Source organism: Roseibium sp. JB4-4, assembly GCF_055693425.1.
Genome location: NZ_CM146333.1, coordinates 213,001 through 229,371 on the forward strand (window position 1 = coordinate 213,001; position 16,371 = coordinate 229,371).

Here is a 16,371-nt window from a genome sequence, read left to right on the forward strand (position 1 = left end):
ACCGATGTATTCCGCAATTCTGTTCCTGCCGCTGCTCGGCTTCCTGATCGCCGGTCTCTTCGGCCGCGCAATCGGCGCAAAAGCCAGCGAGTACATTACCAGCGGTTTTCTGATAATCGCGGCACTGCTGTCATGGATCGTCTTTTTCGGTTTTTGGCTTGGCGGCGCGCAACTGGAAATCGTCGAGCTTTTCCGCTGGATCAACGCCGGTGATCTGAAAGTATCCTGGTCCATCAGAGTGGATACGCTGACTGCGGTCATGTTGGTTGTGGTGACCACGGTCTCGGCCCTGGTGCATGTCTATTCCATCGGCTACATGCATCATGATCCGCATCGGCCGCGGTTTTTCGCCTACTTGTCGCTCTTTACCTTTGCCATGCTGTCGCTGGTGACAGCGGACAATCTGCTGCAGATGTTCTTCGGTTGGGAAGGCGTGGGTCTTGCATCTTATCTGCTGATTGGGTTCTGGTACAAAAAACCTTCTGCCAATGCTGCCGCCATCAAGGCTTTCGTCGTCAACCGTGTCGGCGACTTCGGTTTTGCGCTTGGTATCTTCGGTGTCTTCTACATTTTTCAGAGCATCGACTTCACAACGATCTTCAATGACGCGCCGTCCTTTATCGAGGGGCAAGGCGAGGTCATGTCATTCCTCGGTTATCATCTTGATGCGCAAGCTGCGATGACCGTGATCTGCCTGCTGCTGTTCATGGGCGCTATGGGCAAGTCCGCGCAGTTTCTGCTTCACACATGGCTACCGGATGCGATGGAAGGCCCGACACCGGTTTCCGCGCTTATTCACGCTGCGACCATGGTAACGGCAGGTGTCTTCATGGTGGCGCGCCTGTCTCCACTGATGGAACTGTCTGACACCGCGTTGATGGTGATTGTGTTCTTCGGCGCGACGACGGCTTTCTTTGCCGCAACGGTTGGTCTTGTCCAGAACGATATCAAGCGCGTGATTGCCTATTCGACCTGTTCGCAACTTGGATACATGTTTGTTGCGCTTGGTGTCGGGGCTTATTCCATCGGTATCTTCCATCTGTTCACACACGCTTTTTTCAAGGCGCTATTGTTCCTTTGCGCCGGTTCGGTGATCCACGCCGTCAGCGATGAGCAGGATATGCGCAAGATGGGCGGACTTCGGAAGCACATTCCGATCACCTATTGGACGATGATGATTGGAACTCTGGCGCTCACGGGTGTCGGAATTCCCTTCACCCATCTGGGTTTTGCCGGGTTTGTCTCCAAGGATGGCATCATCGAGGCTGCATTTGCAGCGTCCGGCGGGGAACATGCCAATCCGATGGCGCTTTACGGCTTTTGGCTGACCGTGATCGCTGCAGCGCTCACATCATTCTATTCCTGGCGTCTGACGTTCATGACATTCCATGGCAAGCCGCGCGCGCCTGTCGATGTGATGAAGCACGTTCATGAATCGCCGCTCGTGATGACTGTTCCGCTGTTCATCCTGTCGATTGGTGCCGTTCTGGCCGGCATGGTCTTCTACGGATCGTTCTTCTATTCAGAAGAAGCCTACAACGCCTTCTGGGACGGTTCGCTGCCGGCCTTTGCCGACAGCCATGTTCTGCATGCCATGCATGAAGTGCCTGCCTGGGTGCGTGTTTCACCGTTCGTGATGATGGTGCTCGGCCTGCTGGTTGCCTATCAGTTCTATATCCGCAAGCCGGAGATGCCGAAGCAGCTGGCGGAACGTCATTCCGGCCTCTACAAGTTCCTGCTGAACAAGTGGTACTTCGACGAGCTTTACGATTTTCTCTTTGTCCGTCCTGCGATGTGGCTTGGCCGCGTTCTGTGGAAGAAGGGTGATGGCACCGTGATTGACGGGTTTGGCCCGAACGGTGTTGCCTCCCGGGTTCAGAACGTGACCGCATGGGTCGTCAGACTGCAGACCGGATATCTCTATCACTATGCATTTGCGATGCTGATCGGGGTGGCTGCACTGATCACCTGGTCGATGTTCACCGGTGCTGGCACCGGCGGGGGTGCACACTAATGATTGACTGGCCAATTCTGTCACTCACAACATTCTTGCCGCTGCTTGGCGTGCTTTTCATCCTGCTGGTTTCTGGCGATGATGAAGGCAGCAAGAAAAACATCCGCATGGTCGCGCTGGTAACGACAGGTGTCACCTTCCTGTTGTCTCTCTTCATCTGGGCGAATTTCGATTACGACAATCCCGGTTTCCAGTTTGTGGAACACCGTGACTGGTTGGGCGGTGGCATCAACTACCGGATGGGTGTTGACGGCATCTCCGTGCTTTTCGTAATCCTGACCACCTTCCTGATGCCATTTTGTGTTCTGGCCTCCTGGGAAAGCATTCAAAAGCGCGTCAAGGAATACATGATCGCCTTCCTGGTGCTGGAAACACTTATGATCGGCGTTTTCTGTGCGTTGGATCTGGTGGTTTTCTACGTGTTCTTCGAAGCTGGTCTTATCCCGATGTTCCTGATCATCGGGGTCTGGGGCGGCGCGCGCAGGGTCTACGCTTCCTACAAGTTCTTCCTCTACACATTGCTCGGATCTGTCCTGATGCTGGTCGCGATCATGGCGATGTACTGGACGGCCGGCACGTCGAGCATCGAGGAACTGCTCACAACGTCCAAGTTCCCCGCACATATGCAGACCTGGCTCTGGTTGGCATTCTTTGCAAGTTTTGCCGTGAAGATGCCGATGTGGCCGGTGCATACCTGGTTGCCCGACGCACACGTGGAGGCCCCGACGGCCGGGTCCGTGATCCTGGCCGGCATTCTGCTGAAGCTTGGCGGTTACGGCTTTCTGCGCTTCTCGCTGCCGATGTTCCCGATCGCCTCGGACATGTTTGCACCGATGATCTACACGCTTTCAGTGGTCGCGATCATTTATACGTCGCTGGTGGCCTTGGCCCAGGAAGACATCAAGAAGCTGATTGCCTATTCGTCCGTCGCTCACATGGGCTACGTGACCATGGGAATTTTCACGATGACTGAGCAAGGCGTTCAAGGCGGCATCTTCCAGATGCTTTCGCACGGCATTGTCTCGGGCGCGCTTTTCCTGTGCGTCGGCGTGATCTACGACCGGATGCACACGCGTGAGATCTCCGCCTATGGCGGTCTGGTCAACCGGATGCCGAAATATGCGGTCGCTTTCCTGATCTTCACGATGGCCAATGTGGGCCTTCCCGGAACATCGGGCTTTGTCGGTGAGATACTGACCTTGATGGGAGCCTTCCAGGTCAACACCTGGGTAGCGATGTTTGCCACAACAGGCGTGATCCTGTCGGCGGTCTATGCGCTTTACCTCTATCGGCGCGTTGTGTTCGGCGCGCTCGAGAAGGAGAGCCTCAAGTCGATGCTTGATCTCAACCTTCGGGAAAAGGCAATCCTGATCCCGATGGTTGTCCTGACGATCTTCTTCGGCTTCTACCCGATGGCCATCCTGGATGTTACCCAGGGCGCGGTCGATAATCTCATCAATCAGTATAGCGCTGCACTTGATGCTGCCGGCGTCACCCAGCACGCAGCGGCCGCTGCGGTTGCCCACTAAGGTTTCGAGGACGAGACAGAGCTATGTCAGACGTGACCCAACTGCCAGATCTCATGCCGGTCCTGCCGGAGATCATCCTGGCCCTCGGAGCAATGGTGCTTTTGATGATCGGTGCCTTTGGCGGCAAAGGTGTCAGCTACGCCATATTCGGCGGTGCCATGGGCTTGCTCGGCGGTGCCTTCCTGGTGCTTTTGCTGGTGCCGTCCTTCGGAGAAACCTTCGGCGGCTCATTCGTTCTGGACGAATTCGCGCATCTGCTCAAGCTTCTGGTCATGGCGGGATCGTTCTTTGCAATTGCGATGTCCTGGGCTTATGCCAAAAGCCAGTCGTTCGACCATTTCGAGTATCCAATCCTGATCGTCATGGCGACGCTCGGCATGATGCTGATGCTGTCGGCAAACGACATGATCGCACTTTACCTCGGCCTCGAGCTTCAGAGTTTGTCGCTCTATGTCGTCGCAGCGATCAATCGTGACAGCGTTCGCTCCACGGAAGCCGGTCTTAAGTATTTTGTCCTCGGCGCGTTGTCCTCCGGCATGTTGCTTTACGGGATGTCGCTCGTTTACGGTTTCACCGGGCAAGTGTCGTTCGCAGGCATTGCGGAAGCCTTGACCCATGAAGGCGCATCCATCGGCCTTGTCATCGGTCTGACGTTTATTCTTGCTGGACTCGCGTTCAAGATTTCAGCCGTTCCGTTCCACATGTGGACGCCGGACGTCTACGAAGGTGCGCCGACGCCGGTCACCGCTTTCCTTGCCGCAGCTCCCAAGGTTGCTGCCATGGGTATGCTGGTGCGGATCGTGATCGAGGCATTCCATCCGGTCACCAGCGACTGGCAACAAGTGATCGTCTTCGTATCGATTGCGTCGATGGCGCTCGGGGCATTTGCGGCGATCGGGCAACGCAACCTGAAACGACTGATGGCATATTCCTCAATCGGCCATATGGGCTATGCCCTTGTGGGACTGGCAGCAGGTACACAGACCGGCGTAGAGGGTGTGATCTTCTATATGATGGCCTACCTTGGCATGACCCTTGGTGTTTTTGCCTGCATCTTGTCCATGCGCCGCAGGGACGGCATGGTTGAAGAAATCGATGATCTTTCGGGTCTTTCCCAGACCAATCTGCCAATGGCGATCTTGCTTGGCTTGCTAATGTTCTCCCTGGCAGGGATTCCCCCGCTCGTCGGGTTTTTCGGCAAGTGGTATGTCTTCGTGGCTGCCGTTGAAGCAGGGCTTTATCCTTTGGCGGTGATCGGCGTTCTGATGTCGGTTGTCGGTGCTTACTATTACCTTCGTATCGTCAAAGTTATGTTCTTTGACGAACCCGTGGAACGCTTTGAAGCGATGCCGATGGAGCTTCGTGTGGTGCTTGGTCTGTCCAGCATCTTCGTTATCTTCTTCTGGCTGGCACCAGGTCAGGTCGTCAACGCGGCAAGTGCTGCGGCACAGTCGCTGTTCTGATCGGACATATGAGCAATTCGAGAATGGAACATCCGGCGCCAGGTGTGCCGGATTTTCGCTTTGAAGCCCATGAAAGCGTCGGGTCGACAAACAGTCTTTGTTTTGAGCGGGCACGTTCAGGAAGTCCTGGAAACCTTTGGATCAGATCGGAAATCCAGACGGAAGGCAGAGGCCGACGCGGACGGGATTGGGCATCACCGGGCGGCAACCTATTTGCCAGTCTTTTGCTGATAAATCCTGAGCCTGCAGCAAGGATTGGAGAATTGCCACTCGCAGCAGCGGTTGCTCTGGCGGAAGCCGTTGACAAAGCTGCCGGTACGCTGCAACTGGTAAAACTGAAATGGCCAAATGATCTCTTGGTCGAAGGGGCAAAACTATCTGGCATTCTGCTGGAGGCGGAAACACTAAGCGACGGTCGACAGGCAGTTGTACTCGGCTTTGGTGTGAACTGTGTTTCCCATCCGCCACTATCGCTATATCAGGCGACGGATTTGCGAAGTCTGGGCTTTCAAGTCTCAGCTGAGAGGCTGTTTGAAACGCTGACGAGCGCCATGGCGGATCAATTGGCGCATTGGCGGCAGACTGGCGGTTTTGAAACCATTCGCAGGGCGTGGCTGAAGCGCGCTGCGCATCTGGGCAATCGGATCACGGTCAAACTGGGCCAGGAAGAAATTACCGGCATTTTTGCCGATTTGGATGCGCGCGGTCACCTGGTTCTTCGCCAGGATGATGGTCGCCAGCGCACCATTTTTGCGGGTGACGTGTTTTTACCCGGCTGAGAGCCGAATGACGTCAGCCGGCAGCAAGTTCTGAAGGAGCACTCAATGGCTTCGGCCAATTTGAATGAAAATGAAATCGTTTTTCTGCCACTTGGTGGTGTCGGCGAAATTGGAATGAATCTCGGCCTTTACGGCTTTGGTCCGGATGGTGACCGGACGTGGCTGATTGTCGACTGCGGCGTCAGTTTTGCCGGGCCTGATTTGCCTGGAATTGACGTTGTCGTACCGGATATCAAATTCCTGGAGGACGAGGTCGACAACATTGCCGGCATGGTGATCACCCATGCGCACGAAGATCACTATGGAGCTATCCTGCACCTTTGGCCCTACCTGAAGGTGCCGGTCTATGCGACGGCCTTCACCGCGGGGTTGCTTGCTGCCAAGTCGGAAAGCGAAACGCTTGAAGAAGAAGTTCCGGTGACCGTCGTCAAACAAGGTGAGCGGCACAAGATCGGACCGTTCGACGTTGAATTCGTCGCGATGGCGCACTCAATCCCTGAGCCGTGTGCTCTGGCAATCCGAACACCTGCCGGCCTCGTTCTACATACAGGCGATTGGAAAATAGACCCGACGCCCGGCGTTGGACTTCCGATCGACATGGATCGGTTGGCTGAGCTTGGACGTGAGGGGGTCATGGCTATTGTCTGTGACAGCACAAATGCGGTCCGGGACGGGGTCAGCCCAAGCGAAGCCGATGTCGCTGAAGAATTGAAAACGGTGATGGCGAAGGCTGGCAAGCGGATTGCGGTCACTACATTCGCTTCGAATGTTGCCCGTATTCGTGCAGTTTCCGAAGCAGCAGCTGCAAACGATCGCGATGTCGTCGTTGTCGGCCGTTCCATGCACCGGGTGATCGATGTTGCCGGTGAACTGGGATATCTGGAAGGCCTGAAACCCTTTCATGATGAGGAAGCATATGGCTATTTGCCGCGTGAAAAAGTCGTGCTTCTGTGCACCGGCTCACAAGGGGAGAGCCGAGCTGCGCTTGCCCGGATTGCCTCAGGTGATCATCGCAATATTGCCTTGTCCAAGGGAGACACGGTGATCTTTTCTTCACGAACGATACCAGGCAACGAGAAGGCGGTCGGCGAGGTAATGAACAATCTTGCAGACAAGGATGTCGAGATCGTCACCGACAGAGACGCGCTTGTGCATGTCTCGGGACATCCGCGACGTGGTGAGCTTGAGCAACTCTACAAGATGATAAAGCCGAAAGTCGTGCTTCCCGTGCATGGTGAACCGTTGCATCTTGCAGCGCATGCCGCGTTTGCAAAGGAACAGGGCGTTCCGGAAGTCGTGCGCGGCAAGAACGGGGACATCATCCGCCTTGTTGCAGGAAAAGCAGCGGTAATCGACGAAGCACCATCCGGTATCCTGGTGAAGGACGGTACCATACTGGATGATCCGGAAGTTACCGGTGTGCGCGAGAGGCGCAAACTGTCTTACGCTGGCGCTGCCGTTATTGCCCTTGTTGTGAACCGATCAGGTGACCTCTTGGACGATCCGCATATCACCCTTCTGGGGTTGCCGGACACGGATGACGACGGAGAGCCGATGGAGGACATCGTCGCCAAGGCGATCATTGGTGCCGTGACGAGCATCCCGAAGGGAAGGCGCAAAGACAAGGATCTGGTAGGCGAGGCAGCTCGAAAAGCCGCACGCTCTCAGATCCTGGATGTCTGGGGCAAAAAGACGCTCTGCAAGGTGGTGGTGACCCAACTATAGTCATTGGCGGCCATACAGGGCCGTTTCTATTTGGGAAGGAATTCGAATGATTGGTCGGCTCAACCATGTCGCCATCGCGGTTTCGGACATTGATGCCGCGACTGCGGTTTATCGGGACACGCTTGGTGCTGAGGTCTCTGCGAAAGAAGAACAGCCTGATCATGGTGTCAGCACGGTGTTCATCAACCTGCCGAACACGAAGATCGAACTGCTCGAACCGCTCGGGGACAATTCTCCGATTGCGAAATTTCTCGAAAAGAATGCGTCCGGTGGCATTCATCATGTTTGCTACGAGGTGGACGACATCATTGCAGCGCGTGACAAGCTGTTGGCGGACGGGGCCCGTGTACTGGGTGATGGGGAACCAAAGATTGGGGCCCACGGGAAGCCTGTGTTGTTTCTGCACCCAAAGGACTTCCTTGGAACTTTAACGGAACTGGAAGAGGCGTAAGGCGATGTCCGTGGCGTTTGGCATGGCAGTGTTTTTCATGCTGTGGTGGATCATTCTGTTTGCAATCCTGCCTTTTGGATTGCACCGCACGCAAGAAGAAGCAGGGGATGTGGTTCCAGGTTCTGAGCCAAGTGCCCCGGACAGACCGAAGTTCCTCAAGGTGATCGTTCTAACGACGGTTATCACCACGCTTGTATTTTCGGCTTACGTCTCATTGCGGGCCCAAGGTTTCGGATTGGACGATATTCCGTTTTTCAAGCCACCGGGAGCCAGCTACAGCCAGCCGGGCAGCTGATCAGCGCCTTATACCAACCTCAACAAATGTGAACCCATTCGAAAAGGTTCTTATCTGTTGAGGTTGGTATTAGTTCTACCTAATTTGGAGCTAGGCAATTTGATGACAAAACCTTGGCCGCTGAAAATTTGGAAATGGCCTGAATAAAAGAAAAAAGGCAGAGCCAAGCTCTGCCTTAAAAAAGTTCCGCGTCTAAACTGACCCTTTTCCCTTACCGGTTGGGATAACAACCTGGTTGGGTGGCTGCGTACCGAATGGCGCGCCTGAGGGTCCTTCCTCCCAAGACTCAGACCGCGATGTCCTTGAGCTTCTTAGCATTTCTGCCGAGGCATCTTTTTGTTATGGGAACGGAACGTAGCCCATTGTTTGCAGTTTGTCACCTATTTGTCGTGCGGAGATGAATATTTTTGCTTGTCTATTTTTGAACCTTGTATTTGAACATTTGGTCAGGATTTTCAAGGCGCAAAACTAAGCCGGCAAAACTGCTGGTATTCAGTCAATTTTGATGATTTTCGGGCGAAAAAATGCGAAAGCCGTCGGTGCCCAAGTAAAGGGCTTGTTTTTGCCTTCCGCATGCGCTTTGACTGCGCACCAAACAGGCACTGCCAGAAATTGAGAGAACTTTCATGCGTCTTTCCCGTTATTTCCTGCCCATCCTGAAGGAAACGCCCAAGGAAGCAGAAATCGTGTCCCACAGGCTGATGTTGCGCGCGGGCATGATTCGACAGCAATCCGCAGGGATCTATTCCTGGCTGCCACTCGGCCACAAGGTTTTGCGCAAGATTGAGCGAATTGTCGAAGAAGAACAGGCGCGGGCCGGGGCGGTTCAACTGCTGATGCCGACAATCCAGTCCGCTGATCTGTGGCGCGAAAGCGGGCGCTATGACGCCTATGGCAAGGAAATGCTGCGCATTACCGACCGTCACGAGCGGGATATGCTTTTCGGGCCAACCAATGAGGAAATGATTACCGATATCTTCCGCGGATACGTGCGTTCCTACAAGGATCTGCCGCTGAACCTCTACCATATTCAGTGGAAATTCCGTGACGAGGTTCGTCCGCGATTTGGCGTGATGCGCGGCCGTGAATTTCTGATGAAAGATGCTTATTCCTTTGATCTGGACAAGGAAGGGGCCCGGCACGCCTATAACCGCATGTTCGTCGCTTATTTGCGCACATTCGATCGCATGGGCCTGAAGGCGATCCCGATGAAAGCGGACACGGGGCCGATCGGTGGCGATATGAGCCACGAATTCATCATTCTGGCAGACACCGGCGAAAGCGAAGTCTTCTGCGACAAGTCGCTGCTTGAAATGCCGATACCCTCAGAAGACACGGACTTCTATTCAGACCTGACCCCCTTGGTAACCGGTTGGACGACACCTTACGCGGCAACCGACGAAATGCATGATGCTGCCGCTTTCGATGCATTGCCCGACGACGCGAAAGTATCAGCACGCGGGATTGAAGTCGGTCACATCTTCTATTTCGGCACCAAGTATTCCGAGGCGATGGGGGCGAAGGTTGCCACTGCGGAAGGGACGGAAGTTCCCGTGCATATGGGATCCTATGGTGTTGGCGTTTCCCGCCTTCTTGGCGCCTTGATCGAAGCCAATCATGACGAGAATGGAATCATTTGGCCAAAGTCTGTCGCGCCGTTCCATGTCGGGCTGGTGAACCTTAAGCCGGGCGATTCAGTGACGGACACGGCGTCGGAAGATCTCTATGCCAAGCTTGAGGCGGCTGGCATTGAAGTTCTCTACGACGATAGGGACACGCGCGCTGGTGCGAAATTCGCAACCATGGATTTGATCGGCTTACCGTATCAGGTCGTTGCCGGTCCTCGTGGCCTGAAAGACGGTCTTTTGGAGGTCAAGGACCGCGCAACTGGGGAAAAGGAGATGCTTTCCCCCGAAGCGGCCTTGAACAAGCTGACGGCGGCATTGACGGACTGATTAAGTCCGGTGATCCTCCGTGGTGGGGATTCGGCTGCGGTTCGCTGCGGCTAGACGGGCTTTTTCGATAGCTCTGGGGCGTTGCTGAAGTGGATGGACAATGACAGCGGCAGACACTGCGGACATTGAGCGTGACGAGAAACAAGCCGCCTCCACACGCCCGTTTTCCCCCTTCGAATGGATGATTGCCGGCCGCTACTTGCGTTCACGCCGGCGCGAGACATTTATTTCCGTTATTGCCGGCTTTTCCTTTGCGGGCATCATGCTTGGCGTGGCGACGTTGATTATCGTCATGGCTGTAATGAACGGATTTCGCACCGAACTCCTGGGCAAAATCCTGGGTATCAATGGGCATATGCTTGTCCAGCCAATCGATCTTCCTTTGACTGATTATGATGCAGTTGCATCGCGGCTTGAGGGTGTGCCTGAAGTTGTTAGCGCAATTCCCTTTACCGAAGGCCAGGCACTTGTGTCCGGTCCTGCCGGTAACTTCGGAGCGCTGGTGCGCGGTATCTACGAAAGTGATCTGAGACGCGTTCCGCTTATCGCAAACACGGTACGTGGCGGTACCTTGGATGGATTTGACGAAGGTGAGGGCGTTGCCATCGGTTCGCGGATGGCGCAGCAGCTCGGCATTACGGTCGGCGACAATGTCACCATTATTTCACCACGCGGGAGCGTCACACCGATGGGCGTGACGCCAAGGGTCAAGGCTTATCCGGTTTCGGCAATTTTTGAAATCGGGATGAGCGAATACGATGCTACGTTCCTATTCATGCCGTTGAATGAAGCTCAGGCCTATTTCAACATGGACAACAAAGCGACAGGTGTTGAGGTTTATGTGCTTGACCCGGATCGGGTCGGGACCATGAAGGCTGCGATCGAAGAGGCGGCAGATCGACCGGCATTCGTAACGGACTGGCGTCAACGCAACATCACTTTTTTCTCCGCACTGGAAGTGGAGCGCAACGTGATGTTCATTATCTTGACGCTGATTGTTCTGGTCGCTGCGCTGAACATTATTTCCGGCATGATCATGCTGGTGAAAGACAAGGGCAAGGATATTGCCATCTTGCGTACGATGGGCGCTTCACGCGGCGCAATCATGCGCATCTTTCTGATAACAGGAGCAAGTATCGGCTGTGTGGGAACGCTTGCGGGGTTTGTTCTGGGATTGGTCGTGTGTCTGAACATTGAAAGCATTCGTCAATTCGTATCCTGGCTGACGACCACCGAACTGTTCTCGCCCGAGCTCTATTTCCTGTCGAAGCTGCCTGCCGAGATCGATAGCGGAGAGACGACGACAGTTTTGTTGATGGCGTTGCTCCTGTCCCTGCTGGCAACAGTTTATCCGGCATGGCGTGCAGCTCGCCTCGATCCGGTTGAAGCGCTCAGGTATGAGTAGGAGCGGGGAGATGAACATGGCGGTCGACCCACGTCAGACGCCCGGCATTGCTCCGGCCGCGCTTGAACTGTCCGGGATCACGCGCAGCTTCGAAGAAGGCGATCGGCAATTGCACATCCTTCGGGGCGCTAATCTTAGGATTGAACCCGGAGAAATGGTGGCACTTGTCGCCGCGTCGGGAACAGGCAAATCGACACTGTTGCACATCGCGGGACTTCTGGAGCGTCCAGATGAGGGCGACGTCTTTCTCGGTCCCGTCAACTGCTCCGAACTCTCCGACGTGGAGAGAACGGCAATCCGACGGAACGACATCGGATTCGTCTACCAGTTTCATCATCTGCTGCCTGAATTCACCGCCCTTGAAAATGTGATGATGCCGCAAATGATACGCGGTTTGCCTCGCAAAGAGGCTGCCAAGAGAGCCGACGAACTGCTCAAATATATGAGGTTGGGTGATCGCGGCAGTCACCGACCGTCAGAACTCTCAGGGGGAACAACAGCGTGTTGCTGTCGCCCGGGCTGTGGCGAATGCTCCGCGCATTCTTCTTCTTGATGAGCCGACCGGGAACCTTGACCCAAAAACGGCCAGTTATGTATTCGAGGCGCTTTCCGCACTGGTCCGTGCGTCGGGTGTCGCCACGCTCTTTGCCACGCATAATCTTGAGCTTGCCGGACGTATGGATCGGGCTATCACGCTGGCGGATGGTCAGGTAAAAAGCCTTTAGCCGGTTCAGTTCTTCAAAACCAGCATAGTCAACTTATTAGGACGCGACGGGAACTGACGCTATCGGTGTTGCTTCACCGTGTTTGGAACAAAGCAAAAACCTTGGGTTTTAAGCGAATTTGATTTGCCTGCTGACAAGAGGAACAAAAAGGGCTTGCATGAGGAACAAAAATGGAACATTATCTCTTCAACGTTAGGTCAGGTTTGGAGAATGAAATGTTCTATATCGCTCGTGACTTTGCAGCTTTTGGTTCGCTTGTTTGCTTCTGCACGACACTTGCTGTTTGGGGTGATGTTCTTTTCTCTGCAGGTTAAAATCAGCAAATGCGCGCGGTTGTCCGTTCGCGCAAAAATTTCAAAGTCTCGGACAATGACGTCCAGTTGAGGCTTGTGCCTTTCGCAAACTGAAAGAACAGCGGTAACAACCAGGTTGATGGCTCGACAGAGCTGTCCCGAAGCGTTTCACTTGTGTGCTGATTCTGAACGGGCGTGCGAGTGCATCAATGACGGATTACGGAACCTCACCTCAGGGCTCAAAATCGAGTGTTGGAGTAGCCTCTGGCCCAGGGTTTGTGCACCTAAGGGTTCACTCCGCGCTTTCCCTTCTTGAAGGGGCTCTGCCTATCAAGAAGCTTCTGGATCTTGCGAAGGCAGACGAGCAGCCGGCATTGGCTGTAGCGGACACCAACAATCTCTTTGGTGCGCAGGAGTTCTCCTCAAAGGCATGGGGAGCCGGTATTCAGCCGATTACCGCCTGCCAATTGTCAATTGCATTTGAAGACGGGCTTGAGAGCGGCAGACGCGGAGAGCCAGCCCTTGCGGATCTTGTTCTGATTGCCATGACGGAGACCGGATATGGCAATCTCATGGAATTGTCGTCGCGGGCCTTTCTTGATACGGAAACCGGTTTGCGGCCGCATGTTTCGCTAGAGTATCTCCTTGCAAAATCCGATGACCTCATAGTCCTTACAGGCGGTGCATTTGGGCCGATTGGAGCCGCGCTTCTCGCAGGCCGCAAGGACCTGGCGAAAGCGCGGCTGAGGCAAGTGTCTGATGGCTTTCCCGGACGTTGTTACGTCGAGTTGCAACGGCATGGCATGGAAGTTGAGCGCAAGACTGAAGATGCGTTTTTGGATCTTGCTTATGAGCTGGATCTTCCTCTGGTCGCGACAAACGAGGCTTTTTTTCCGAAACGGGAAGACTATGAAGCTCATGATGCGCTGATCTGCATTTCCGAAGGGCGCGTGCTTATCGAGGACGACCGCAGACGCCTGACACCCGAACACTATTTCAAAAGCCGCACAGAAATGTGGGCGCTGTTTGCCGATCTACCCGAGGCGCTCTCATCGACAGTCGAAATTGCGCGTCGCTGCAGTTTCCGGCCGATGAAACGGGACCCGATCCTGCCGCGATTTGCCGGTGCGGATGCAGACCCGGAAGAAGCAGAACACGCAGAAGCGGAAGAGCTCAAAAGGCAGGCCCGGGAAGGCCTGCAGGCTCGGCTTGATGCCCACGGCCTTGCCCCCGGTCTTGAGGAGAAAGACTATTGGGACCGGCTCGATTACGAGACCGGAATCATTGAGCGTATGAAGTTTCCCGGTTACTTCCTCATCGTCGCCGACTTCATCAAATGGGCCAAAGGCAATGACATTCCCGTCGGGCCCGGCCGTGGGTCCGGTGCCGGTTCGCTTGTTGCCTGGTCGCTGACGATTACCGACCTCGACCCGATGCGCTTTTCGCTTCTCTTTGAGCGGTTCCTCAATCCGGAACGTGTCTCGATGCCGGATTTTGACATCGACTTTTGCCAGACGCGCCGTGAAGAGGTCATTCGCTACGTTCAGGAAAAATACGGCCGCAAACAGGTCGCGCAGATCATCACCTTTGGTTCGCTGCAGGCACGCGCGGTCTTGCGGGATGTCGGGCGGGTGCTGCAGATGCCATACGGTCAGGTTGACCGCCTTTGCAAGCTTGTGCCTGCCAACCCGGCCAATCCGGTAACGCTCGCCCAGGCAATCGAAGACGAGCCACGTCTTCGGGAAGCCGCAAAGGAAGAAGAGATTGTCGAGCGCCTGCTGGGCATGGCGCAGAAGCTTGAGGGACTTTACCGGCATGCATCCACACATGCTGCTGGTGTGGTGATCGGCGACAGACCACTTGAAAAGCTGGTGCCGCTCTACCGTGACCCTCGTTCCGACATGCCGGTTGCTCAGTTCAACATGAAGATGGTTGAAGACGCCGGCCTCGTTAAGTTCGACTTTCTGGGTCTGAAAACGCTTACCGTTATCGACACTGCCGTAGAGTTGATTGGCCGGCGCGGGGTGAACGTGGACGTGGCCGGACTGCCGATTGATGACATCAAGACTTACGAAATGCTTGCCCGCGGCGAAACATTCGGCGTGTTCCAGCTTGAAAGTCAGGGCATGCGCCGTGCAATCGCCGGCATGAAGCCAGACCGGTTTGAAGACATTATTGCACTGGTGGCGCTTTACCGGCCGGGGCCCATGGAAAACATTCCGGTCTATAACGCGGTAAAACACGGCGAGCAGGACCCGGACTGCCTGCACCCGTTGCTTGAACCGATCCTGATGGAAACCAACGGCATCATCGTCTACCAGGAGCAGGTGATGCAGATTGCGCAGGTGCTTTCGGGGTACTCACTCGGCGAGGCGGACCTTCTGCGACGGGCAATGGGTAAGAAAATTGCTGCCGAGATGGAAGTTCAACGTGCGCGTTTTGTCGACGGTGCAGTCGAACGCGGCATCAACAAATCGCAGGCCGGAACGATATTCGATCTGGTGGCGAAGTTTGCGAACTACGGATTTAACAAATCCCACGCTGCAGCCTATGCGCTGGTCTCCTACCATACCGCCTGGCTGAAAGCGAACCACCCTGTCGAGTTTATGGCGGCTTCCATGACACTGGATATGGGCAACACCGACAAGCTTGGAGATTTCCGTCAGGAAGCGCGCCGCATGGGTATCGAAATTGTGCAGCCGTCCATCAACCGGTCACAGGTCTTTTTCGATGTTGCCGATGGTAGAATTCTTTATGCGATGGGAGCGATCAAGGGTGTAGGTGAGCAAGCCGTTGAGCACATTGTGAAAGTGCGTGGCGAAGCTCCGTTCAGGAGTGTTGGCGACTTCGCCAGACGAATTTCACCACGAGCACTTAACAAACGGACGCTTGAGAACCTTGTTGCAGCTGGCGCGTTCGATGAACTTGAGCCGAACCGGGCAAAGGTTTTTGAAGGGCTGGATCGTGTCATGGGCTTGGCGCAACGAACCGAAGAAAACAAGACGCTTGGACAGGATGAACTTTTTGGCGCCAGCGACAGCGAAGAGCCTTTGCAACTGGACGAAGTGCATGGATGGGCCAACGAAGAAAAACTTCAGCGGGAACACTCCGCCATCGGGTTTTACCTTTCAGCGCATCCCATCGACGAATATGCATCAATCCTGGAGAAAATGAGGGTTCAGCCTTGGACACAATTCGCTGAAGCAGTCAAAAAGGGCGCTTCGGCGGGTCGACTTGCGGGCACGGTTGTCTCGATGCAGGAGCGCAAAACAAAAACCGGAACACGCATGGGTATCGCAAGGTTGTCAGATGCAACCGGTCAATATGAAGCCTTGCTGTTCAGGGAAAAGCTGGAACAATTCCGAGATGTCCTTCAGTCCGGCAGGTCCGTTGTGGTGCTGGTTGGTGCCGACATGCGTGACGATGAACCCTCGCTGAGGGTTGAACAGGTGGACCCGATCGACAAGGTGGCTGCACGCCTTCAAAAAAGTATGCGTGTCTTCGTTCGTGACGAGCGTCCCATCAGAAGCCTCGCCAATCAGCTTAAGGTCCGTGGGGAAGGGGATGTGACAGTGATCGTGCTACTTGAAAACGGCGCGCGCGAAGTAGAAGTCAAGCTTCCCGGAAGGTTCAGATTATCTCCGGAAATCGCAGGTGCGCTGAAGGCTGTTCCAGGCGTAATGGATGTGCAAATCGCGTGACAACGACGCCTGAAACAATTCAGCCGACCCTGCGAG

At 54.9% G+C, this 16,371-nt stretch carries 10 protein-coding genes and 1 pseudogene; all 11 read left to right on the forward strand.

The window, feature by feature from the left end:
- Nucleotides 1-4: 4 nt before the first annotated feature.
- The 11 genes and pseudogenes from nuoL to dnaE all read left to right on the forward strand — a co-directional run bounded on the left by nuoL (nt 5) and on the right by dnaE (nt 16,335).
- Nucleotides 5-2,014: an NADH-quinone oxidoreductase subunit L gene (gene nuoL, locus ACZ1HV_RS01070; RefSeq protein ID WP_472717048.1), complete on the forward strand. Its 2,010-nt coding sequence runs from the start codon at nt 5-7 to the stop codon at nt 2,012-2,014.
- Nucleotides 2,014-3,543 carry an NADH-quinone oxidoreductase subunit M gene (locus ACZ1HV_RS01075; protein WP_298985940.1) on the forward strand — a complete coding sequence of 510 codons (1,530 nt, stop codon included), beginning with the start codon at nt 2,014-2,016 and terminating at the stop codon, nt 3,541-3,543. Before nuoL ends, ACZ1HV_RS01075 begins: the two co-directional genes overlap by 1 nt.
- Before the next feature lie 23 nt (nt 3,544-3,566).
- Complete coding sequence (gene nuoN / locus ACZ1HV_RS01080) at nt 3,567-5,006, forward strand: NADH-quinone oxidoreductase subunit NuoN (protein ID WP_298820515.1); 1,440 nt, start codon at nt 3,567-3,569, stop codon at nt 5,004-5,006.
- A gap of 23 nt (nt 5,007-5,029) precedes the next feature.
- Nucleotides 5,030-5,785, forward strand: coding sequence for a biotin--[acetyl-CoA-carboxylase] ligase (locus ACZ1HV_RS01085; protein ID WP_472717049.1), 756 nt, complete (start codon nt 5,030-5,032; stop codon nt 5,783-5,785).
- A gap of 45 nt (nt 5,786-5,830) precedes the next feature.
- Complete coding sequence (locus tag ACZ1HV_RS01090) at nt 5,831-7,510, forward strand: ribonuclease J (RefSeq protein ID WP_472717050.1); 1,680 nt, start codon at nt 5,831-5,833, stop codon at nt 7,508-7,510.
- Between the two features lie 46 nt (nt 7,511-7,556).
- Nucleotides 7,557-7,961, forward strand: a complete 405-nt coding sequence (gene mce, locus ACZ1HV_RS01095; protein ID WP_152504287.1) for a methylmalonyl-CoA epimerase — start codon at nt 7,557-7,559, stop codon at nt 7,959-7,961.
- Between the two features lie 4 nt (nt 7,962-7,965).
- A complete protein-coding gene (locus ACZ1HV_RS01100; protein WP_298820523.1) occupies nt 7,966-8,256 on the forward strand; it encodes a DUF1467 family protein in 291 nt (96 codons plus the stop codon).
- 626 nt (nt 8,257-8,882) lie between these two features.
- A complete protein-coding gene (gene proS, locus ACZ1HV_RS01105) occupies nt 8,883-10,211 on the forward strand; it encodes a proline--tRNA ligase (RefSeq protein ID WP_298961697.1) in 1,329 nt (442 codons plus the stop codon).
- Between the two features lie 100 nt (nt 10,212-10,311).
- On the forward strand, nt 10,312-11,616 hold the full coding sequence (locus tag ACZ1HV_RS01110; protein ID WP_298820528.1) for a lipoprotein-releasing ABC transporter permease subunit: 1,305 nt from the start codon (nt 10,312-10,314) through the stop codon (nt 11,614-11,616).
- A 154-nt stretch (nt 11,617-11,770) separates the two neighbouring features.
- A pseudogene (locus ACZ1HV_RS01115) lies at nt 11,771-12,341 on the forward strand (ABC transporter ATP-binding protein).
- 502 nt (nt 12,342-12,843) lie between these two features.
- A complete protein-coding gene (gene dnaE, locus ACZ1HV_RS01120; RefSeq protein ID WP_472717051.1) occupies nt 12,844-16,335 on the forward strand; it encodes a DNA polymerase III subunit alpha in 3,492 nt (1,163 codons plus the stop codon).
- Nucleotides 16,336-16,371 lie beyond the last annotated feature (36 nt).

Excerpts from the sequence above, each read along its gene's own strand:
- dnaE (WP_472717051.1), top strand. The coding sequence starts at position 12,844 with ATGACGGATTACGGAACCTCACCTCAGGGCTCAAAATCGAGTGTTGGA.
- ACZ1HV_RS01075 (WP_298985940.1), top strand. The coding sequence starts at position 2,014 with ATGATTGACTGGCCAATTCTGTCACTCACAACATTCTTGCCGCTGCTT.
- mce (WP_152504287.1), top strand. The coding sequence starts at position 7,557 with ATGATTGGTCGGCTCAACCATGTCGCCATCGCGGTTTCGGACATTGAT.
- ACZ1HV_RS01110 (WP_298820528.1), top strand. The coding sequence starts at position 10,312 with ATGACAGCGGCAGACACTGCGGACATTGAGCGTGACGAGAAACAAGCC.
- nuoL (WP_472717048.1), top strand. The coding sequence starts at position 5 with ATGTATTCCGCAATTCTGTTCCTGCCGCTGCTCGGCTTCCTGATCGCC.
- nuoN (WP_298820515.1), top strand. The coding sequence starts at position 3,567 with ATGTCAGACGTGACCCAACTGCCAGATCTCATGCCGGTCCTGCCGGAG.
- ACZ1HV_RS01085 (WP_472717049.1), top strand. The coding sequence starts at position 5,030 with ATGGAACATCCGGCGCCAGGTGTGCCGGATTTTCGCTTTGAAGCCCAT.
- ACZ1HV_RS01100 (WP_298820523.1), top strand. The coding sequence starts at position 7,966 with ATGTCCGTGGCGTTTGGCATGGCAGTGTTTTTCATGCTGTGGTGGATC.
- proS (WP_298961697.1), top strand. The coding sequence starts at position 8,883 with ATGCGTCTTTCCCGTTATTTCCTGCCCATCCTGAAGGAAACGCCCAAG.
- ACZ1HV_RS01090 (WP_472717050.1), top strand. The coding sequence starts at position 5,831 with ATGGCTTCGGCCAATTTGAATGAAAATGAAATCGTTTTTCTGCCACTT.